This is a genomic window from Thauera sp. 2A1 (assembly GCF_009469595.2).
Classification (GTDB): domain Bacteria; phylum Pseudomonadota; class Gammaproteobacteria; order Burkholderiales; family Rhodocyclaceae; genus Thauera.
In genome coordinates, this window is sequence record NZ_SSXV01000005.1 from 116543 (window position 1) to 135761 (window position 19219).

General features: G+C 67.4%; 21 protein-coding genes. 13 read left to right on the forward strand and 8 right to left on the reverse strand.

Annotated features, from left to right (window positions below):
- Positions 1-159: 159 nt before the first annotated feature.
- From GH664_RS06680 to GH664_RS06715, 8 genes are all read left to right on the forward strand, one after another.
- Entirely contained in the window at positions 160-1215 is a 1056-nt protein-coding gene (locus GH664_RS06680; RefSeq protein ID WP_228111409.1) for a nuclease-related domain-containing protein, read from the forward strand.
- A 110-nt stretch (positions 1216-1325) separates the two neighbouring features.
- The gene (locus GH664_RS06685) at positions 1326-1460 is read left to right on the forward strand and encodes a restriction endonuclease subunit S (protein WP_255424914.1); all 135 of its coding nucleotides are present in this window, start codon (positions 1326-1328) and stop codon (positions 1458-1460) included.
- A 168-nt stretch (positions 1461-1628) separates the two neighbouring features.
- A complete protein-coding gene (locus tag GH664_RS06690; RefSeq protein WP_153167272.1) occupies positions 1629-2066 on the forward strand; it encodes a PepSY domain-containing protein in 438 nt (145 codons plus the stop codon).
- A gap of 20 nt (positions 2067-2086) precedes the next feature.
- A complete protein-coding gene (locus tag GH664_RS06695; RefSeq protein WP_153167273.1) occupies positions 2087-2563 on the forward strand; it encodes a DUF2271 domain-containing protein in 477 nt (158 codons plus the stop codon).
- A 15-nt stretch (positions 2564-2578) separates the two neighbouring features.
- Positions 2579-4786, forward strand: a complete 2208-nt coding sequence (locus GH664_RS06700; protein WP_153167274.1) for a PepSY domain-containing protein — start codon at positions 2579-2581, stop codon at positions 4784-4786.
- Between the two features lie 91 nt (positions 4787-4877).
- A complete protein-coding gene (locus GH664_RS06705; RefSeq protein WP_153167275.1) occupies positions 4878-5438 on the forward strand; it encodes a mechanosensitive ion channel family protein in 561 nt (186 codons plus the stop codon).
- A gap of 101 nt (positions 5439-5539) precedes the next feature.
- Positions 5540-5950, forward strand: coding sequence for an OsmC family protein (locus GH664_RS06710; RefSeq protein ID WP_153167276.1), 411 nt, complete (start codon positions 5540-5542; stop codon positions 5948-5950).
- Positions 5951-6596: 646 nt separating this feature from the next.
- Positions 6597-7118 (forward strand): bacteriohemerythrin, encoded by a 522-nt coding sequence (locus GH664_RS06715; RefSeq protein ID WP_256219460.1) that lies wholly within the window; start codon positions 6597-6599, stop codon positions 7116-7118.
- 84 nt (positions 7119-7202) lie between these two features.
- Here GH664_RS06715 and GH664_RS06720 read toward each other — a convergent pair whose 3' ends face one another.
- Positions 7203-7604 carry a hypothetical protein gene (locus GH664_RS06720; RefSeq protein WP_153167278.1) on the reverse strand — a complete coding sequence of 134 codons (402 nt, stop codon included), beginning with the start codon at positions 7602-7604 and terminating at the stop codon, positions 7203-7205.
- Positions 7605-7638: 34 nt separating this feature from the next.
- Complete coding sequence (gpmI, locus tag GH664_RS06725) at positions 7639-9291, reverse strand: 2,3-bisphosphoglycerate-independent phosphoglycerate mutase (protein WP_153167279.1); 1653 nt, start codon at positions 9289-9291, stop codon at positions 7639-7641.
- Positions 9292-9403: 112 nt separating this feature from the next.
- Between gpmI and GH664_RS06730 the strand changes: the two genes are divergently transcribed.
- A complete protein-coding gene (locus GH664_RS06730; RefSeq protein ID WP_153167280.1) occupies positions 9404-10048 on the forward strand; it encodes an RluA family pseudouridine synthase in 645 nt (214 codons plus the stop codon).
- A gap of 104 nt (positions 10049-10152) precedes the next feature.
- Positions 10153-11037, forward strand: a complete 885-nt coding sequence (locus GH664_RS06735) for a bifunctional transcriptional activator/DNA repair enzyme AdaA (protein ID WP_153167281.1) — start codon at positions 10153-10155, stop codon at positions 11035-11037.
- Positions 11038-11039: 2 nt separating this feature from the next.
- Here the strand turns inward: GH664_RS06735 and GH664_RS06740 are convergent, their stop codons facing one another.
- Entirely contained in the window at positions 11040-11585 is a 546-nt protein-coding gene (locus GH664_RS06740; RefSeq protein ID WP_228111410.1) for a Spy/CpxP family protein refolding chaperone, read from the reverse strand.
- A gap of 379 nt (positions 11586-11964) precedes the next feature.
- Here GH664_RS06740 and GH664_RS06745 point away from each other — a divergent pair, with 379 nt between their 5' ends.
- From GH664_RS06745 to GH664_RS06755, 3 genes are all read left to right on the forward strand, one after another.
- Positions 11965-12744, forward strand: a complete 780-nt coding sequence (locus GH664_RS06745; RefSeq protein WP_228111411.1) for a PEP-CTERM sorting domain-containing protein — start codon at positions 11965-11967, stop codon at positions 12742-12744.
- Between the two features lie 227 nt (positions 12745-12971).
- A complete protein-coding gene (locus GH664_RS06750) occupies positions 12972-13691 on the forward strand; it encodes a hypothetical protein (RefSeq protein ID WP_153167283.1) in 720 nt (239 codons plus the stop codon).
- 138 nt (positions 13692-13829) lie between these two features.
- Positions 13830-14924 carry an FUSC family protein gene (locus tag GH664_RS06755; RefSeq protein ID WP_153167284.1) on the forward strand — a complete coding sequence of 365 codons (1095 nt, stop codon included), beginning with the start codon at positions 13830-13832 and terminating at the stop codon, positions 14922-14924.
- On the opposite strand, the gene GH664_RS06760 is transcribed toward GH664_RS06755, so the two are convergent.
- From GH664_RS06760 to GH664_RS06780, 5 genes are read right to left on the reverse strand one after another with little or no spacing between them, the layout of a single operon-like run.
- Positions 14907-15593: an ABC-type transport auxiliary lipoprotein family protein gene (locus GH664_RS06760; RefSeq protein WP_153167285.1), complete on the reverse strand. Its 687-nt coding sequence runs from the start codon at positions 15591-15593 to the stop codon at positions 14907-14909. The genes GH664_RS06755 and GH664_RS06760 overlap by 18 nt on opposite strands.
- Positions 15590-16531, reverse strand: a complete 942-nt coding sequence (locus GH664_RS06765) for an MlaD family protein (protein WP_153167286.1) — start codon at positions 16529-16531, stop codon at positions 15590-15592. The genes GH664_RS06760 and GH664_RS06765 overlap by 4 nt, the downstream gene beginning before the upstream one ends.
- Position 16532: 1 nt before the next feature.
- Positions 16533-17369: an ABC transporter ATP-binding protein gene (locus GH664_RS06770; protein ID WP_255424915.1), complete on the reverse strand. Its 837-nt coding sequence runs from the start codon at positions 17367-17369 to the stop codon at positions 16533-16535.
- Positions 17363-18514: an ABC transporter permease gene (locus tag GH664_RS06775; RefSeq protein WP_153167287.1), complete on the reverse strand. Its 1152-nt coding sequence runs from the start codon at positions 18512-18514 to the stop codon at positions 17363-17365. Before GH664_RS06775 ends, GH664_RS06770 begins: the two co-directional genes overlap by 7 nt.
- Positions 18511-19206 carry a TetR/AcrR family transcriptional regulator gene (locus GH664_RS06780; RefSeq protein WP_194270340.1) on the reverse strand — a complete coding sequence of 232 codons (696 nt, stop codon included), beginning with the start codon at positions 19204-19206 and terminating at the stop codon, positions 18511-18513. Before GH664_RS06780 ends, GH664_RS06775 begins: the two co-directional genes overlap by 4 nt.
- Between the last annotated feature and the right edge of the window lie 13 nt (positions 19207-19219).

A 19219-nucleotide genomic window follows, 5' to 3' on the forward strand; every position in this document is an offset into this window, starting at 1 on the left:
GGACCTGCAGATTCAAAAAACGGCGCACCCTCCACTTTCTGCGCATGCGCGCCCCATGTCACGGCCAACCCTGCGTCACTCGGATAACATCCACATTGTCTCCAATGCAATGCAGGGATCATTCCTCCGCTCCTCCGGCGGAAGCATCCCCTTAACCCCATGATTCTGAAAGAAGCTGACAGCAAGGACGCACAACTCGCCGAACTCGAGGGCTACCTCGCTGCGCCGGGGATCCCCGCATCGGCACGAACGTACATCGAGCGCGAATTGAAGATCCTCCGCGCCGGCAACAAGGGCGAGCGCGAATCGGCCTACGACATCGATTTCTACAGCGGCGCGAGCAAGAACCGTATCGTCATCCACGACCTGCGCATCGAGCACAACGGCCGCGTCGCGCAGATCGATCATCTGGTTCTGAATCGGCTACTGGAAGTGTATGTGCTCGAGACGAAGCACTTCAGCGAGGGGCTGTCGATCAACGAGCAGGGGGAGTTCTCGATCTGGTTCGGCGGCAAGCCGCGCGGCATCCCGTCACCGCTGGAGCAGAACGAGCGCCACATCGCCGTGCTGAAGGACGTCTTCAAGACCCTCGCCATGCCCAAAAGGCTGGGCATCCGCCTGCAGCCGAGTTTCGAGTCGCTCGTGCTGGTGTCGAAGAATGCGCGCATCGGCCGCCCGGAAAAGTTGGATACGGACCGCGTGCTCAAATCGGACCAGTTCGAGCGCTGGATCATGAAGAACATCGACTCGGGCTCGCCGCTGATGATGGCAAAGCTCGTCAGTGTCGAGACACTGACCGACATCGCCCGACAGCTTCTCTCCCTGCACTGCCCCCTGATACCGGATTACCGCGCGAAGTTCGGCATCGCCGAGGACATGCTCCGCCCGGTGTCGAACGCGTCCCCAGAGACGCCGCTTACGCCCTGCGTGACTGAATCGCCCGCCACCGATTCGACAGGCGTTGCCGACGCAACATCAGCCACTGCGGCCGTCGCCGAAACAACCGACACGGCAAAAGTGACCACATCCAGGCTGGCCAAGGCTGCCGGCATGAAGACTGCCGAACTGACCGGGCGCCTGATCGCCCTCGGCCTGCTGGAGCTACGCGATGAAAGGACTTACCTCACCGCCAAGGGGAAAGAAGCGGGCGGCGAATTCCGCATGAGTCCAAAGTTCGGGCCTTACTTTCTGTGGCCGGAGAACCTCTCGGTGTAACTAAGCACCTGGCAGCCGCAACGGCTTCTACATTCGAGTCGGCACCGCTCCTCATGCCAGATGCAGACATCGCGAACCGATTCCACTCGATTGCTGCTCCGATGCTTGATATGACCGAAACGCTGAGGAGAAGGAACGCCAACCTCCGCGCCACCCGAGACCTCCTGCTGCCCAAGCTGATCTCCGGCGAACTCGACGTTTCCACCCTGCCCGACCCTGTTCGGGCGATGGAAACCACCGCATGATCAAGCTCGTGTCCATCGAACCCGAGAGCGACTTCCAGATCCGGCTGCGCTTCTCAGACGACCGCCGGGGCGTGCTCGAGGGCAGGCCACTGGCGTGGCACTTTCATCCTGCGTTCATCTTCGACCTCGTAGCATGGCGAAGCGATGGACTGAAAAGGAGCCGCCACCATGAAACCCCGTCATCCCCTTGCCCACGGTGTGCTGGTTCTGTCCCTGGGCCTCTCGGCTGCACTCGCCGAGGCAGGCGATGATTGCGATGTTCCCGTCCAGCGCTGGCAATCGCGTGAAGCGGTCATGCAGATGGCCGCCCGGCAGGGCTGGCAGGTGCAGCGGCTGAAAATCGACGACGGCTGCTACGAGCTTCGCGGCACGGATGCCGAAGGGCGCCAGTTCAAGGCGACGATCGATCCCGAGACGCTGAAGCCGGTGAAGATGAGAATCCGCGACCGCGACCGCGACCGGGATCGCGTGCGCGCCCGTGAAGGCCCCCGAACGGACAGGAGCGATGGCGGACCGTCACAGGACGATCGGTCTGGCGGCGACACCACCGCGGGACCCCATCCCTTGTTCACCCCCGGCACCGCGCCAAGCGGCCGGATCGAATGACTGCCCAGCGGAGAACAATCATGTCCAGAGCATTGATCGCTGCCTTGCTTGCCGCCACCACGTTGACCGTCCCCGCGCTGGCCCACAGCCGTCCGCTGACGATTTCGACGACGCTCAAGAACTACAGCGGCAACGGCGCCTATCTGGCGGTATACGTCACCGACGCCAAGGGCGCTTACGCCGGCACCCTGTGGGTCTCCGGCGGCAAGCCCAAGTTCTACAAACACCTGAGCGACTGGAACCGCCTGTCGGCGGGCAATGCCCGGGGCCTGGACGCCATCACCGGCGCCAGCGTCACTGCCGGGCGCACGCTCAAGGTCACCGCCGACGTGGCCGATGCGCTGGTGGATGCCGGCTACGAAATCCGTGTCGATGCAGCGGTGGAGGATCTGCGCGACAGCCCGTCGGAGATCCGTGTCCCGCTGACGACGACCAATGCCGGCAAGCCTCACGCCGGTCGCCAGTACATCCAGTCCTTCACCTACCAACTGCAGTAAGGGCCGGACGCGATCATGACCTGGAGAGTGCTCCATCGCTGGTTGGGCCTGGTGGCGGGGGCCGTGGCGCTGGTGCTGGGTGTCACCGGCGTGATCCTGGCGCTCGATCCGGTGGTCGATACCCTGAAATCGGCACCGGTACCGGCCGGGCTGCCGGTCTCGACCCTGGTCCAGCGCGTCTCGGCCACCATCCCGGGGGCGGAGGAAATCCGCCGCCTGCCGACGGGCGACATCGTCGTCTACGCCTTCGATGGCAATCGCGCCAGCGCCTCGTACGTCGATCCGGCCGATGGTCGCGTTTTGGGGGAATACCAGCCGTCAACGCCGTTGCGCTGGATCAGGAACCTGCACCGCTCCTTCCTGCTCGACGATGCCGGCCGCATTGCCGCGGCCGGCATCGCACTGGCCATGTTGCTGATGTCGGTGTCCGGGCTGGTGCTGCTGACGCGCCGCATGGGAAGCTGGCGACGACTGGCCGGGCGGGTGCGCGGCTCGCTGCTGCAGCGCATCCATGTGACCAGCGGGCGCTTCCTGGTCGCGGTGCTGCTGCTGAGCTCGATCACCGCGCTGTACATGAGCGCCGCCACCTTTAGCCTGGTCACGGTCGAACGCGACGCCGAGCCGGACGTGATGTCGAAGGTGGACGTCCACGCCGACCTGCCGGGGCACGAGCTGCCCCTGCTGCAGAAGCTCCCGGTTGCGGAGTTGCGCAAGCTGAACTTCCCCTACCGCGACGATCCGGAAGACAGTTGGAAAGTCGTGACGGATCGCGGCGCAGGCTGGATCGACCGGCACACCGGCCAGACGCTGGCCTGGGAGGGCGCCCTGGCCGCGAAGCGCCTCCACGACTGGGTGATGCTGCTGCACACCGGCGAGGGCACGGTGGTCTGGGCGCTGGTGCTGGCGACCCTGGGTGCCAGCATCCCCGTGTTCTGGGTATCGGGCCTGATGCTGTGGCGACAGGCCCACCGACAGACACCCAGGATCACGGACAACAGCGCGCTGTCCCAGGCCGACATCCTGATCTTCGTCGCCAGTGAAAACGGCTCGACTTGGGGTTTCGCGCAAGCCCTGCATCGCGCGCTGGTGCGCAACGGACACCGCGTGCACAGGAGCGGCGTCGAGCGCTTCCAGACGGCGACCGCAACCCGGCAGGTTCTCGTGCTCGCGGCGACGTACGGCGACGGCCAGGCGCCCGCCCATGCGGCGCGGGCCCTGGAGCGCATCGCCCGCCAGCCGGCAGGCTCCGCGCCGGTCACCGTGCTCGGCTTCGGCGACCGCCAGTTTCCCGCCTTCTGTGCCTTTGCCGAGGCGCTCGACCAGGCCTTGCGCATGCGCGGCTGGCCGCAACTGCTTCCGCTCGAGCGCATCCATCAACAGTCGGCCCAGCAGTTCACGCGTTGGAGCGAAGCGCTGGGGCAGGCACTGGGCGAATCCCTGCCCCTGGAGTACGTGCCGCAGGTGCCGCCGACCACCCCGCTGACGCTGATTTCACGGCAGGATTTCGCCGGCGAGCTCGGCCAGCCGGCGACGATCCTGCGTTTCACCTGGCCGCCGCAGCACTGGCTGGATCGTCTGCGCGGACGCGGTCTGGCGCACTTCGAAGCGGGCGACCTGGTCGGCGTTCTGGCACCGGGTTCCAGCGTGCCGCGCTATTACTCGCTGGCCTCCGGCTATCGCGATGGATTCCTGGAGATCTGCGTGCGCCGCATGCCCGATGGCCTGTGCTCCACCTACCTGCACGCGCTGCGAGCCGGCGACGCGATCGGGGCCTTCATCCGGCCCAATCCCGGTTTTGGCCTGGACGGCTCTCGGCAGCCGGTGGTGCTGATCGGCGCCGGCACCGGCGTTGCACCACTGGCGGGCTTCATCCGCGGCAACCGCAGGCACCAGCCGATGCATCTGTACTTCGGCGCACGCGATCCGGCGCGGGATTTCTATTTCGGCAAGGAAATTCAGGCCTGGCTGGGCGACCGGCGGCTGGCCAGCCTGCGCACGGCCTTCTCGCGCACCCCCGATGGTGGAGGGTATGTGCAGGATGCACTGCGCCACGACGCTACGCGGGTGCGGGAGCTGATCGCCCGGGGCGCCATCGTGAGGGTCTGCGGCAGCCGTCCCATGGCCCAGGGCGTGGTCGAGACGCTCGACGACATCCTGCGCACCGTCAGCCTGAGCGTTCAACAGCTCAAGGCCGGCGGGCGCTATGCGGAAGACGTGTTCTGAGCGTACCGGCGCGGCGCGGCGGGCAGGCGGCTAGAATTGCGGACTGTCGCGGCAAAGAGACGTGCCGCAGGTTCGCACGACCCGGAGACTCATGAGACAGATCCTGCCCGAATGGGCCCTTTCCCAAGTCGACGCTGTCACGCTCGGCCTGCAGATCATGCTGATCATAGCCTGCGCGTGGGCGCTGCGGATGGTGTTGACCCGCCTGATCCGGCGCATCGCAGAGCGCTACGGCCTGCCGCCGGAAATGGTCATCGGCGTGCGCAGGGGAAGCAGCTTCCTCATCTACGGCGGCGCCGTGCTGCTGATCCTTGACCGCCTCGGCGTATCGGCCACGGTGCTGTGGACCGCCATCACCGGCTTCGCCGCAGTTGCCGCGGTAGCCTTCTTCGCCGCCTGGAGCGTGTTGTCCAACCTGTTCTGTGCGCTGCTGATCTTCACCGTCCGCCCGTTCCGCCTCTACGACCACGTCGAGCTGCTGGAAAATGGCGACAAGCCGGGGCTCAAGGGCCGCGTGATCGATATCGACCTGATCTACACGACGCTGGCGGAGACGACGCCCGGCCAACCCGACACCGTGCTGCGCGTGCCGAACAGTCTCTTCTTCCAGCGCATCATCCGCTGCTGGGAGGGTACGCCGGCCGGGCAATGAGGCTCGGCGCTCGCCGTGCCGCCAGTGTCGATCGTGTGCGCGCCCGACCCTACCCCCCGTCGCCCTCGATCATCCCCCCACGCCCACCAAGGAACCACCCCATGCCCGCCATCCCCACCGTCAAGGCCACGCTGGAGAACACGCCCTACATCGTTTCCTTCGCCGACGATCTCGGCCATGCCTGGACGGCCGACGAACCTCCCGAACTCGGTGGCGGCAACACCGCCCCGACGCCGGATCGACTGATCCTGGCCAGCCTCGGCGCCTGCACCGCCATCACCCTGAAGATGGTCGCGACACGGCGACAATGGCCGCTGACGGGAGTCGAAGTCGAACTCCAGCTCAATCCGGCGGGCGCACCGGCCACCGGCAACGATATCGTGCGCATCATCCGTCTCGACGGCGAACTCAGCGACGAACAGCGCGCTCAATTGCTGCGGATCGCCAATGCCTGCCCGATGCACAAGCTGCTTACCGGCGAGATCCGCGTCGACACCCGGCTGCAGCCCTGAAGGCGCGACCGCTTGACGGTCCGGGCTGTCGATGACGCGACCGTGCAACTCCCGCACCTCGTGCGTCGCACGGGAAAAAGCGCCCACGGCGCGATGAACCAAAAAAAAGCCCGGACGCTCTAGGGTCCGGGCTGAATCCACACCATTTGGAGGAGGGTGGAGGAGACAGCTGCAGATTAATGGAAAGAATGGTGCGTCGCAATAAAGCGCGCGATGAATCTTTCTATCCCCTCATTAATCCTGTTTTGGCCCGACATCCTGGATACTGTTTCGACATACTCCAAACAGCATCGCCGGGGCGGTCACGGGCCACTGTGGGGGGTCTTCCAGGATGTCTTCAAGGCCTTGTCTGAAGCCATTTCACCCCATTCAGGCGATGCACGGGCCAGCGCCGCCGGACGCTTCACGTGATGTTCCATGTGGACATGTCGTTCCGAAATTATTTGTTGCAGCCTTCAACATCAATCACTTGCTGCGCTGCAATAATCTTGCTGCCGAGCGGCGCCTCGCGTCGACGGCATGAACATCAGGAACTCATGGACGACGGATCTTTCGACGCCATGGCGGCGCGACGGGCAGGGGACCCGTGCCAAGGAAATTGCAGCCTGGTTGATGTAGTTCAAACCGGGTCGACGCTCCCCCGACTATGCTTTCAGCCTATGCCGCGCCGTTCGTGGCTGCGGCCAGGAAGGAGGAAAGCAGCGTGCCCATCCAGTGGAACCCCGAACTCGACACCGGCATCGACGTCATCGACAAGCAGCACCGGCGCATCGTCGACTACATCAACGATCTCGAGATTGCAAACGCCGGCCACGACCGCGCGGCAATCGAGCATACGCTGGACGCTCTGGTCGACTACACGATGTCGCACTTCGCCTTCGAGGAAAGCCTGCAGGAGGAAGCCGGCTACGCGTTCTGCAAGGCTCACAAGCGGGTGCACGAACTCTTCGCGCGCCGGGTCAATGAATACGTCGAGCGCCATCGGCTCGGCGACGACGTCGGCAGCGAACTCGTGCGGCTGCTCACCACCTGGCTGGTGAACCACATCAAGCGCGACGACGCCGACTACGTGGGCGCGGTGAAGGCGAAGATGATCGACGTCGTCGCCAAAAAGCAGCATACCCAGGGCGCCGGCTGGTTCCGGCGCTTCTTCGGGCGCGCCGCCTGAACGACAGACTCATCACCGTGCTCCCGCCCGCCAGCGGCGCTGGCCGGGGCGAGAGGGCACGGCGTCAGCGCGTCATCACTGATTTCAAGCCGGCCGGCATTCGTTGGCGATCGGCTTGTGCGTCCTGCCATCGAGCAGCAGCCCTTTCCACGGCAGGTCGATCCACACCAGGCTCTTCGCCGCGTCCTCGAAACGCGGCAGTCCGGAATGCGAAGGATCGCGTTCGAGCGCGTAGTCGCGCCCGTTCCATGCGAGCCGGATGCGCTGGTTCACCTGCTCGCGGACCTCGCGGCTGATCTGCAGCTTCACCCCCAGCTCGCAGCGGTAATCGCCGCTCGCCAGGCCGAACTCGAACTGGCCGTTGCGCTGCACATAGCCGTCGGCGGCCGGCGCAGCCTGCGCCACCGGCGGCGCGGGCTGAGGCGTCGAGCAGGCCGCGAGCACGAGGGCTGCGACAGCGAGGAGGGAGAGACGGAAGGAAATCATGCTGGCGAACCTCCAGACTGTGCGACGCACTGCTTCATTTCACCACCAGCAGGCTGTCGTCCCACTTCGGGTGCTTTTCCAGGCCGACCAGGTTCGCCACCGTCGCGGCGATGTTCGACAGGCCGGCGGTGTCGGTCTGCTGCAGGGACAGCCTGCCGCCGCTGACGTTGTCGTACAGGATCAGCGGCACCGGGTTCAGCGTGTGCGCGGTCTTGGCCTTGTACGAGCCGTCCTCGTTCAGCGCGGGCTGCTTCGTCTTCTTGTCGAGTTCGAACATCTCGTCGGCGTTGCCGTGGTCGGCGGTGATCAGCGCCACTCCGCCAGCGGCGTCGATCGCCGGCAGCAGGCGTGACAGCGCCAGGTCCACCGCCTCGATCGCCATCGTCGCAGCGCGGAAATTGCCGGTGTGGCCGACCATGTCGCCGTTGGCGTAGTTGCAGCGCAGCACCTTGTACTGGCCGGACTGCAGTGCTGCGACCAGCGCGTCGGTGATCTCGGCCGCCTTCATCCACGGCCGCTGCTCGAAGGGCACCACGTCGCTCGGGACTTCCTGCCAGGTCTCGCCGTCGAATTTGCCTGAACGGTTGCCGTTCCAGAAGTAGGTGACGTGGCCGAACTTCTGCGTCTCCGAGCAAGCGAACTGGGCCAGGCCCATCCTGCTGAACCACTCGCCGGAAGTGTCCTTGATCGCCGGCGGGGCCACCAGGAAGCGCTTGGGCAGTTGCAGGTCGCCGTCGTACTGCAGCATGCCGGCATAGGTGACGCGTGGATGGCGCACGCGGTCGAACTGCGTGAAGTCTGCCTCGACGAAGGCGCGCGTGATCTCGATCGCGCGGTCGCCGCGGAAGTTGTACAACACCACCGCGTCGCCGTCCTCGATGGTGCCGATCGGCTTGCCACCGTCAGCGATGACGAACTCGGGCAGGTCCTGGTCGATGGTGCCGGGGTGCTTCTCGCGCAGGCCCTTGACCGCGTCGGTCGCGTTGGCGAACTGCGGACCTTCGCCCAGCACATGGGTGCGCCAGCCGCGCGCCACCATCGGCCAGTTGGCGTCGTAGCGGTCCATGGTGATGGTCTGGCGGCCGCCGCCCGAGGCGATGCGCGCATCGAAGCCGCCGCTGCTGATCTCCTTCAGGAAGGCCTCGAAGGGCACCACGTAGTCCAGCGCGCTGGTCTCCGGCACGTCGCGGCCGTCGAGCAGCGCGTGGATGCGCACCGTCGCCACGCCCTCTTCCCTGGCGCGCAGCACCATCGCCTTCAGGTGGTCGATGTGGCTATGTACGTTGCCGTCGGAGAACAGGCCGATGAAATGGAGCACGCCCGCCTTTCCGTTCGCGCCGGCCTTGGCGCCGGCGACGATCTGCTGCCAGGCCTCGCCCTGCCAGATCGCGCCTTCGGCGATCGCGTTGGCGACCAGCGCCGCGCCCTGCGCGTACACCTGGCCTGCGCCGATGGCGTTGTGGCCGACTTCCGAGTTGCCCATGTCGTCGTCCGAGGGCATGCCCACTGCCGTGCCGTGGGCGCGCAGCGCAATGTTCGGATATTGGGCGAACAGGCGGTCGAGCGTCGGCTTGCGCGCGGCATTGATCGCGCTGCCGACGTCGTGCTTCGGAATGCCGTAGCCGTCCATGACGATCACGACGACGGGACCCTTCACGCCCTCGAAGGCGGGGAATTTCTGCAGCATGGTCGCTTCCTGAAGAAAGAATCCTTGACGGGCAGGCTGGGCCGCCCGGCGAAGCCGCCATTTTCCTTCAATTCTCGACAACACGGCACGCACGCACTCACACTCGCGCGCCATGACCGACCTCGCCCCCACGATCCTGTACGTGGACGACTTCATCATCGTCACCGACAAGCCCGCCGGCCTGCTGTCCGTGCCCGCCGGCGGCGAGGGCCGCCAGGACTGCCTGGCCGCGCGCATCCGCGACCTGCACGCCGACGCGCTGATCGTGCACCGGCTGGACATGGCGACCTCCGGCCTGGTGCTGTTCGCGCGCGGACCGGAGATGCTGCGCCGCATGAGCCTCGCCTTCGAGCAGCGGGTGGTGAGCAAGCAGTATGTCGCGCTGACCCATGGCCATCTGGCGCAGGACGAGGGCGAGATCGCGCTGGCGCTGCGCGAGGACCCGGACAACCGCCCGCGCCAGATCGTCGACGCCGTCCAAGGCCGCCACGCGCTGACACGCTACCGCGTCGACAGCCGCAGCGGATCCGGTGACGGCGCTATGTCGCGGGTGGAGCTGAAGCCGGTCACCGGCCGCTCGCACCAGTTGCGCGTGCACCTGATGTCCATCGGCCACGCCATCCTCGGCGACCCGCTCTACGCCCCGCCCGCCAGCGCAGCGCGCCACGGCCGCCTGCACCTGCACGCCGCCCGCATCGCCTTCATGCATCCGCACACCCGGGTGCCGATGAGCTTCGCCAGCCCGGCGCCGTTCTGACGAACGCCACCGCACCTGCGATCGATACGCAAGAACCGGATTGCCGGCCCCTGTTGCCGGAGCTACCTTGCCGATACGCCACGCACCCGAACTGGAGGCAGAACATGCACGACTCGGCGACCGCACTCCACCCCCCGGATGAAGCCGTTGGATCACGGCACTACGCCGTCGTCGCCCGGGCGATCGCCTTCATCCGCGCCCATGCGCGAGCCCAGCCTTCGCTGGACGAGATCGCTGCCGCGGTACACCTGAGCCCGCAACACCTGCAGCGCGTGTTCACCGAGTGGGCCGGCATCTCGCCCAAGCGCTTCCTGCAGTACCTCACGAAGGAGCATGCGCGACGACAACTCGCCACGGCGGCCAGCGTGCTGGCGGTGGCGGAAGATGCCGGGCTGAGCAGCACCAGCCGGCTGCACGACCTGATGGTGAGCTGCGAGGCGATGACGCCGGGCGAGATCAAGTCGGGCGGCCTTGGCCTCGACATCGGCTACGGCTTCGGCCCCTCGCCCTTCGGCGACGTGCTGCTGGGCTGGACTGCGCGCGGCATCTGCCATTTCGCCTTCACCGGGACCGACGACGACGCGATCAGCACCGCACTGGCGGCACTGTGGCCGGCCGCCAACCTGCGGCGCGACGACACGCAAGCGCGCGTGCTGCTGCGGCAGATCTTTCCGCAATCATCCGCGCGCGGCTCGGTGCATCTGCTGCTGCGCGGCACCAACTTCCAGATCAAGGTGTGGGAGGCGCTGATCCGCACCGCGCCGGGCCAGGTCCTCACCTACGGGCAACTGGCACGGCAGCTCGGCAAGCCCGACGCCGCCCGTGCGGTGGGCAGCGCAGTCGCCGCCAACAGCATCGGCTACCTGATCCCCTGCCATCGCGTGATCCGCGAAGGCGGAGACGTCGGCCAGTATCGCTGGGGCAGCGAGCGCAAGCTCGCGCTGATCGGCTGGGAAGCCGGCGCGCGCCGCACTGGCGCGCGCCAGTGACGTCACCAGCCGCGGCGCCAGAGGCTGTGCATCTGCTTGCGCTGCTCGTCGGTCAACACCGCATCCATGCGCTTGTGTGCGTCGATCGAGGACTCGAACATCTTCTGCTGCAATTCGCCGATGCGCTTGTAGGCCTGCTCGATGGCTGCGCTGTCGGGTTTGGCCGCCTCATAAAGGTCGCGCAGGCGTGACTGCTCGTCCATCATCGAACCCATCAGGCCCCAGTGCTGTTTGCGCACCTCGTCCTGGATCGCGTTGACTTTGCTGCGCTGTTCGTCGCTGAGATCGAGACCGCGGCCCCAGTAGCCGCCCATCGGGCCAATGCCCATGCCAGGCCCCATCCGTCCCGGGCCCCCTGCGCCCGGGCCCCACATCATGCCGGGGCCCATGCCGTATCCCGGCCCTCCGCCAGGGGGGCAGCCCCAGGCAGCCTGACCCTGAGCAGCCTGCGGCGCCGCCGCCACCGCCGTGCCCGCCACAACCGCCATCGCGGCCGCACCGATCCAGCTAGCCAGGCTGGCAAACCGCACACGCCTCTTTTCAGTCATGACTTCCTCCTCGATCGCCTCAACAATCCCATCGTGACTTCAACATAGACCATCGCTCCCGCAGTTCCATGGACGGTCTCGACCGTACACCCGTCCATCTGCTGGCCACGCCGAGGCGCGCATGCACCATCCTTGGCAGGATCCCGAGACCCGGATGCGCCGCGGCTTCTGTTCGATCCATCATGAACGTCGCGATCGGAAAATTTTACAGATCGGCGGCACCGATCCCGGATAGCGACTGCGCCGATTGCACAAGCCATTGTTCCTTAACGCCTGTTACTCGCCACCAAGGGGATTGGCATGGATCTCGCTTCGATGCCTCGCAGCTTCCGGACAACTTACAATCGGGTCAGTCACAAACATGAAGACGAAAAGAGTATTGACGTACAAGACCGGTGCTCTCGCACTGGCACTGGCACTGTGCACGGGCGGGGCCTCGGCGGCGCAGATCTACTGGACCGACTGGACCGGATCCGACCTGGATCCCGGCGCCGGCTTCAAGGGCACCGGTACGATCACGACCCCAACTTCGACGATCACTGTCACCTACACGAATCCGCAGGGAATCGGCTTCTACCAGCCGAGCGGGGGCAATTACTACTACAGCAACGGCACGGACGGCCCGACCGGCACTTCGCCATACACGAGCAACGCGGTGGACAACAGGCCGTCCACCTCGGACATCATCGCGCTGCAGTACGCAGGCCCGCAGACCCTCACTTTCTCGCAGGCGATCGCGAATCCGGTCTTTGCCTATGTCAGCCTCAATGGCAACGGTTACGGCTTCGACCAGGATTTCGACATCCTCAGCTTCGGCGACGCCAGCGATGGCAATGCCTGTGGCTACTGGGGATGTGGCACTTCCTACAAGCAGGTGGTGACGGTCAACGGTAAGACGGAATACCAGTTGCTGGGCACCGGTGAGCCTCACGGAACGCTTCAGTTCAAGGGAACGTTCGACACCGTGAATTGGCGCAGTCTCAGCAATGAATACTGGAACGGCTTCACGGTGGGCGTGCAGGGTACGGCAGTCGAGTTTTGCGCCGCAAATCCGACGGCGCCTGGCTGCGCACCGGGCACCGTGCCTGAGCCGGCTTCACTCGCGCTGCTGGGTCTGGGGCTCGCTGGCCTCGCGGCGGGTCGCCGGCGCAAGACCTGATACGACCTTCGCGAAAGCATGAACAGGAACGGGAGCAGAGGCTCCCGTTCCTGTTCATGCGCATGCGACGCGCGCGATGCCGAATCGGACCTTCGCCGTCGCGCTCCGCGTGAAGCGAGCCTGCAGTCGATAAAGGCGCGCAGTTCGTTGCGACCCGCTGCGCTTGGAATCGCGCCTCGGCCGGCTAGGATGAACTCATCGACCGTCGCGCCGATCAGGACACCGCCATGACACCGCTCTCCCAAATCGACGAGGAAGCCCGACGCGTGCTGGGCCGGCCGCTCGGTCCGCGCATGGACGCCCTGCGCCACACGCTCGCCACGCTGTGCGAGGCGCACTGGCCGGCGATGCGCGGACCGCGGCCTGCGACCGCACTGGCGCGCACGACATGGGCCGTGCCGCCGCCGCTCGCCACCCTCTTCGTCCATGCCTATGGCGTCGGCGAGCCGCGTCTTGCCGAAGCGCTCGGCACGCTGCGCCCGGCACAGGCCCTGGCGCTGGTGGTGCTCACCGAGATCGAACGCGGCAACGCGGAAGGCGCGCGCGCCGCCTACGAGGCGATGAAGTTGTTCGGCACGCCAGCGTCGCGCGACACGCTGGTGCGTGAGACGCTGGCCGCCCCGGCAGAACATCCCCCGGAAGCCTGGTTGAGACATGCACATCGCCCGCCCGCATGGCGCGCCATCGTCGGCCTGGCGCTGCACACCGGGCGCTGGGACAGCCCGGCGGTGCTGGAGGCGCTCAGGCTGATGGCGCAGGCACAGACCGCCCCGGCGACGGCCGACGCCAGCCTGAAGCCGGTCTTGGAGCTGCTGCAGGCGCTGCATGTGAATGTGCTTCAGGCCGATGCGAACGGGGTCGTCCTCGCGGTGCACGGTGAGCCGAGGGCGCCAATGACACGCGCGCAACTGATGGATATGCTCGCCGAGGGACGGCAGGCAGCCTAGCGGCCGCACCGCACGCCTCACGCCCGGGTGACGGGCCTCCGCGCCCACCGGACCGAGGATCGCCTGTATCCTTGACGGCCTGCAAGCTCGCGCCCTGACGCCGGCCCGCCCGTCGCGAGGCCGCCCCTGACGACCCCGATGACCTTCATGCACGCCTGGCAACGCCTGAAGATGCTGGTGCAGACCGAGCTGCGCCACCTGACGACGATCACCCCCAGCAGCCGACGCTGGCAGATGCCGTTCGCTGCCGCGTTGGCCACAGGTCTGCCGCTGCTGGTGGGCGCCTATTTCAACCACCTCGAATACGGTCTGGTGTCGTCGCTGGGCGGGCTGGTGTTCCTGTACGCGCCCAACACCGCCCTGTCGCACCGCATGGTGTGGCTGATGGCCTGCGGCTTCGGCATGGCTGCGTGCTATGCGCTGGGCGCCATCGGCCACTTCTTCCCGGCGCTTCTGATGTGGGTGATCACCTTCATCGCCATCCTCGTCAACATGGTGTGCCGCTTCTACCGGGTCGGCCCGCCCGGCAGCCTGTTCTTCATCATGGCGGCCGCCATCGGCGCCTTCACTCCTGGTGAAGTGGAAGCCATCCCGCTGAAAGTCGGCCTGGTCACCATGGGCGCGCTGCTGGCCTGCCTGATCGCCTTCTTCTACAGCCTCCACGTGCTGCGCCTCGATCCGCCACAGCCGGTCGCGCCGCTGCCGCCGCCCACTTTCGATTTCGTCATCTTCGATTCGGTGGTGATCGGCGCCTTCGTCGGCATTTCGCTCGCGCTGGCGCAACTTCTGCAGCTCGAACGCCCCTACTGGGTGCCGGTGAGCTGCCTGGCGGTGATCCAGGGCGCGACGCTGCGCGCGGTGTGGAACAAGCAGCTGCAGCGTGTGCTCGGCACTGCCGTCGGGCTGCTGGTGTCGTGGGCACTGCTGACGCTGCCGCTCGACCAGTGGAGCATCGGCCTGATGATGATCGCGCTGGCCTTCATCATCGAGAGCATGGTGGTGCGGCACTATGGCATCGCCGTGGTGTTCATCACGCCGCTGACCATCTTCCTGGCCGAGGCCGCCACGCTGGGGCATGGCTCCCCTGCGGCGCTGGTCGAAGCGCGCTTCCTCGACACCCTGCTCGGCTGCCTGGTCGGCCTGGCAGGCGCACTGTGCCTGCACAGCCCGCGCTTCCGCACGGTGGTCGGCGCGCAGCTCAAGCGCCTGACACCGTCACGGCTGCTGCACTGAACTTCGGTTCGGCGCGGCCGCTGCCTGAACGGCCCACGCCACCACCTGCGCCGCCAGCCTGTCGCCGGCGCCGCCGAAGGCCTGCACCACTTGCGGCACCGCGCTGCCTGCTGCTGGCTCGCGCACCTCGAAGCCGCGACTGGCGAGGATGCGGCGCGTGCCCACCTGAACCAGCCGCGCCTCCAGCCGGATCACCGCCTCGACCGCGCCGTTGCGATATTCGGCCTGGAAGCCACGCAGGTCGCTGTCGATCTCCACGTCGGCCTGCAGCACGGTGTCGTCGCTGCTGAGCGCGGCGATGCGGCCATCGGCGCGGAAGGCGTCGAGCAGCCGGTTGCGCAGCAGCACCGGCGCGGGCTCGCTCCAGCTCGCGCCCTTGTAGACGCTCACGCGCCCGTCCTCCGGCACCACGGCGATGCGCTGCCCGGACAACTGGGTGCCGGCGGCGGGGCGCGATACGCGCAAGGACAAGGGCAGGGTGGCGCCGCCCGCCGGCGCGAGCGCCGCGGCAGGCAGCAGGTAGGTATCGACCGGCTCTGCCTTCGGCAGCACCGAGCACGCGGGCAGCAAGGCGACGGCACACAGCGCCGCAACCGCCAGGGCACGGGCCGCAGGCCGGGAGGCAAGGAAGGGGGGCGTGGCCGGCGAGGTCTTGGCTGGCAGCTTCATGGCTGGAACTCCCTGGTCGGCTCGCGACCCAGCAGGTAATCGGCGGGACGGTCTTCGAGCTGGCGCGTGATGGTGCGCAGCGAGGCCAGCGTGCCGCGCAGCTCGGCCAGCACCGGCCCGACTTCGGCCAGGCCGTGCATGCCGCTGTCGAGCTGGCCGCGGTTGTCGCTGACGAGGTGGTCCACCGTCTGCATCGCGCGCTCGAACGCGGCCATCGAGCGCCGCGCGCTCTCCAGCGTCTGCGCCCCCTGGCCGTCGATCAGGCGGTTGGCGGAGGCCATTGTGCGCGTCGCCTCCAGCATCGCCTTGTTTGCCTGCTCGCCGGCCAGCGCCAACTGGCGCAGGGCAGTGGCGATCTCGTCGCGCTGCGCGGCGATGCTGGCGGTCGCCTGCTCGAAGTGCTGCAGCGTGCGGCCGATGCTGTCCACATTGTCCTTGGAGAAGAGCGCGCGCGCCTGCATCAGCAGTTCGTTCACGTTCAGGATGACGTCCTCGCCATCGGCCAGCAGCCGGCTCAGCGGCGACGGGCTGGCGACGATCACCGGCACTTGGCCGTTGTCGGGGTGCAGCGGCGTGCTCGCCGGGTCCTTGCCGCTGCTCAGGCGGATCATCGAGATGCCGGTGATGCCGGCCGACGCCAGACGCGCATGCGTGTCGCTGCGGATCGGCGCCTCGCTGTCGACGCGCACGCGCGCGATAACCCGGTGCGGGTCCTGCGGATCCAGCCGCAGGCCGGTGACTTCGCCGATCTTGATGCCGTTGAACTCGACCGTGCCGCCGCGCGACAGGCCGGACACCGCCTCCTCGAAGACGATGTCGTAGACGTCGTACTGCTTGTCGCTGCCGGCCTTGCCCAGCCACAGCGCGAACAGCAGCGCGGCGCCGACCACCAGCAAGGTAAACAGGCCGATCAGCACGTGATGGGCTCGGGTTTCCATGTCAGGGATTCTCCTGGGCAAGGCCGGGGCGTGCAGCCCCGGCAGCAGCACGACCGCGCGGGCCGTGGAAGTATTCGCGGATCCAGGCGTCGTCGGTGGCCGCGACGGCTTCCAGGCGGTCGTTCACCAGCACCCGCTTCTGCGCCAGCACCGCGACGCGGTCGGTGATCGTGTAGATGGTGTCGAGGTCATGGGTGACGATGAACACCGTGAGGCCGAGCGCATCGCGCAGCGTCAGGATGAGCTGGTCGAACGCCGCGGCGCCGATCGGGTCCAGCCCGGCGGTGGGCTCGTCGAGGAACAGGATGTCGGGATCCAGCGCCAGCGCGCGCGCCAGCGCGGCGCGCTTGACCATGCCGCCGGACAGGTCGGACGGGTATTTGTCGCCGGCACTGGCCGGCAGGCCGGCGAGCGCGATCTTCAGCGCGGCCAGCTCCGCGGCCTGGGCCGCCGGCAGGCGCGCATGCTCGATCAGCGGCAGGGCGACGTTCTCTGCCACCGTCAGCGACGAGAACAGCGCGCCTTTCTGGAACAGCACACCGAAGCGGCGCTCGACCTGCGCGCGGCGCGCCGCCGGCAGGGTCAGCAGGTCCTCGCCGAACACCCGCACGCTGCCCGCCGCTGGGCGGTTGAGGCCGACGATGGTGCGCAGCAGCACCGACTTGCCGGTACCCGAACCCCCGACGATGCTGAGGATCTCGCCGCGTCGCACGTCGAGGTCGAGCCCGTCGTGCACCACCTGGGCACCGAACTGGTTGCGCACGCCGCGCACCTCGATGACGTTGGTCACCAGCCCATCCGTCGCCATCCCCTCGGTCACCAGCCCCTCGGTCACCATCCCATCTCCATGCAGAACAGCGCCGCGACCGCGTCCACGACGATGACGATGAAGATGGACTGCACCACCGCCGAAGTGGTGTGCTCGCCCACCGACTGCGCGCTGCCGGCCACGCGCATGCCTTCCAGGCAGCCGATCACCGCGATGAGGAAGGCGAATACCGGCGCCTTGGCGATGCCGATGAGAAAATGCCGCAGCGCGACGTTGCTCTCCACCCGCGACAGGAACATCACCGGCGACACGTCCAGCGCCATCATGCACACCAACATGCCGCCGATCAGGCCGGCGATCATCGCCACGAAGCTGAGCATGGGCAGCGCCAGCAGCAGCGCCGCCACCCGCGGCAGCACCAGCAGCTCCATCGCGTCGAGGCCCAGCACGCGGATGGCGTCGATCTCCTCGTTGGCCCGCATCGAACCGATCTGCGCGGTGAATGCGCTCGCCGTGCGGCCGGCGACGATGATCGCGGTGAGCAGCACGCCGAACTCGCGCAGGAAGGAGAAGGCCACCAGGTCCACGGTGAAGATGCTGGCACCGAAGTCGGCCAGCACGGTCGCGCCGAGGAAGGCGACCACCGCGCCGACGAGGAAGGTCAGCAGCGCGACGATGGGCACCGCGTCCAGCGCCGTCTTCTCCAGGTTGGCGGCGAGCGCGGTGAGGCGCCAGCGCCGCGGCTGCAGCAGCACGCGCAGCGCGGTTTCCAGCGTGAGGCCGATGAAGCCGGCGAGGCCGACGACGTGGCGCCAGAAGACCCCCATCGTCCGCCCGACATGCTCCAGCACGTCGCCCACCGCGCTGCCGCGGCGTGGCGGCATGGCCGCCTCCTGCACCTCGAGTGCCTCGCCCACCGCCCGCAGCAGGGCCCGGCGTTCGGCCGGCAGCGCCGCGCCATCCGCCACCAGCGCCGCCAGCCGGCGGCTGCCGAGCAGGGCGTGCAGCAAACGGGCGCCCGCGGTATCGAGCGCACCGAGGGCAGCGACGTCGATGCGCTCGACACCGTCGATGCGCGCCCGCAAGGCCTCGACCTCGGCGACGAGGGGCAGGTAATGCGCCAGTGTCCAGTCGCCGGCGACGTGCAGCACCGTCACCCCGTCGCCAGCGACAATCTCGGCACGCCCTGGCGTCGCCGCCGCCGGTGCGCTCATCGCTCCGCCCCGGTGGTGGCTGCGACGCGCTCCTGCAGATGCGAGAAGAGGCCGCGCAGGAATTCCGCCTTGACGTCAGCCACCCCCATTTCCGTGTGGCTGACGCGCGACATCACCGCCGTCGACGCGATCAGGAAACTCAGCGCGCCGAACACCATGTTGTGCAGGATCAGCGGCTTCTCGACCGAGAACAGGCCGGCATCGATCGCCTCCTGCCACAGCGGCAGATAGGTGTGCAGCGTCGGCTCGATGAGGCGGCTGACAACCTGGTCGAGGCGCTGACCCGGTTCGGCGGTCGCGTGCATGATGAAATGCAGCATCTCGCGGTTGCGCAGCGCGTGGTCGAACATCATCCCCACTGCGGAAATGAGGCGCGCCTCGAGTGCGCCATCGTGGCCGAGCGCAGCGATCTCGGCCAGGTCTGCGCGCACGCGCCGCTCGAGGAGATCGATCACCGCGCTCCACAATTCCGCCTTGGAACCGAAGTAGTGCGCCACCATGGACACATCGTAGCCGGCTGCCGCGGCGATCGCGCGCAGGCCTGCGGCTTCGTAGCCCTGGGCGGCGAAGGCGGCCAGCGCGGCGGCCAGCAGGCGCTCGCGGCACGCCGAATCCTGCCCGCGCGGCCCGCGGGGACGTCCCCGCGCACGCGGCTTGTGGTGGTCGATGATCATCGTTGGCTGGGTCACCATGCTCCAGTTCGCC

Bases quoted from the DNA above. Each gene is read 5' to 3' on its own strand.
- GH664_RS06770 (WP_255424915.1), bottom strand. From the start codon at position 17,369: ATGGTGACCGAGGGGCTGGTGACCGAGGGGATGGCGACGGATGGGCTG.
- GH664_RS06710 (WP_153167276.1), top strand. From the start codon at position 5,540: ATGCCCGCCATCCCCACCGTCAAGGCCACGCTGGAGAACACGCCCTAC.
- GH664_RS06750 (WP_153167283.1), top strand. From the start codon at position 12,972: ATGACACCGCTCTCCCAAATCGACGAGGAAGCCCGACGCGTGCTGGGC.
- GH664_RS06690 (WP_153167272.1), top strand. From the start codon at position 1,629: ATGAAACCCCGTCATCCCCTTGCCCACGGTGTGCTGGTTCTGTCCCTG.
- GH664_RS06685 (WP_255424914.1), top strand. From the start codon at position 1,326: ATGACCGAAACGCTGAGGAGAAGGAACGCCAACCTCCGCGCCACCCGA.
- gpmI (WP_153167279.1), bottom strand. From the start codon at position 9,291: ATGCTGCAGAAATTCCCCGCCTTCGAGGGCGTGAAGGGTCCCGTCGTC.
- GH664_RS06680 (WP_228111409.1), top strand. From the start codon at position 160: ATGATTCTGAAAGAAGCTGACAGCAAGGACGCACAACTCGCCGAACTC.
- GH664_RS06700 (WP_153167274.1), top strand. From the start codon at position 2,579: ATGACCTGGAGAGTGCTCCATCGCTGGTTGGGCCTGGTGGCGGGGGCC.
- GH664_RS06695 (WP_153167273.1), top strand. From the start codon at position 2,087: ATGTCCAGAGCATTGATCGCTGCCTTGCTTGCCGCCACCACGTTGACC.
- GH664_RS06730 (WP_153167280.1), top strand. From the start codon at position 9,404: ATGACCGACCTCGCCCCCACGATCCTGTACGTGGACGACTTCATCATC.
- GH664_RS06780 (WP_194270340.1), bottom strand. From the start codon at position 19,206: ATGGTGACCCAGCCAACGATGATCATCGACCACCACAAGCCGCGTGCG.
- GH664_RS06720 (WP_153167278.1), bottom strand. From the start codon at position 7,604: ATGATTTCCTTCCGTCTCTCCCTCCTCGCTGTCGCAGCCCTCGTGCTC.
- GH664_RS06705 (WP_153167275.1), top strand. From the start codon at position 4,878: ATGAGACAGATCCTGCCCGAATGGGCCCTTTCCCAAGTCGACGCTGTC.
- GH664_RS06760 (WP_153167285.1), bottom strand. From the start codon at position 15,593: ATGAAGCTGCCAGCCAAGACCTCGCCGGCCACGCCCCCCTTCCTTGCC.
- GH664_RS06755 (WP_153167284.1), top strand. From the start codon at position 13,830: ATGACCTTCATGCACGCCTGGCAACGCCTGAAGATGCTGGTGCAGACC.
- GH664_RS06715 (WP_256219460.1), top strand. From the start codon at position 6,597: ATGCTTTCAGCCTATGCCGCGCCGTTCGTGGCTGCGGCCAGGAAGGAG.
- GH664_RS06735 (WP_153167281.1), top strand. From the start codon at position 10,153: ATGCACGACTCGGCGACCGCACTCCACCCCCCGGATGAAGCCGTTGGA.
- GH664_RS06765 (WP_153167286.1), bottom strand. From the start codon at position 16,531: ATGGAAACCCGAGCCCATCACGTGCTGATCGGCCTGTTTACCTTGCTG.
- GH664_RS06775 (WP_153167287.1), bottom strand. From the start codon at position 18,514: ATGAGCGCACCGGCGGCGGCGACGCCAGGGCGTGCCGAGATTGTCGCT.
- GH664_RS06740 (WP_228111410.1), bottom strand. From the start codon at position 11,585: ATGACTGAAAAGAGGCGTGTGCGGTTTGCCAGCCTGGCTAGCTGGATC.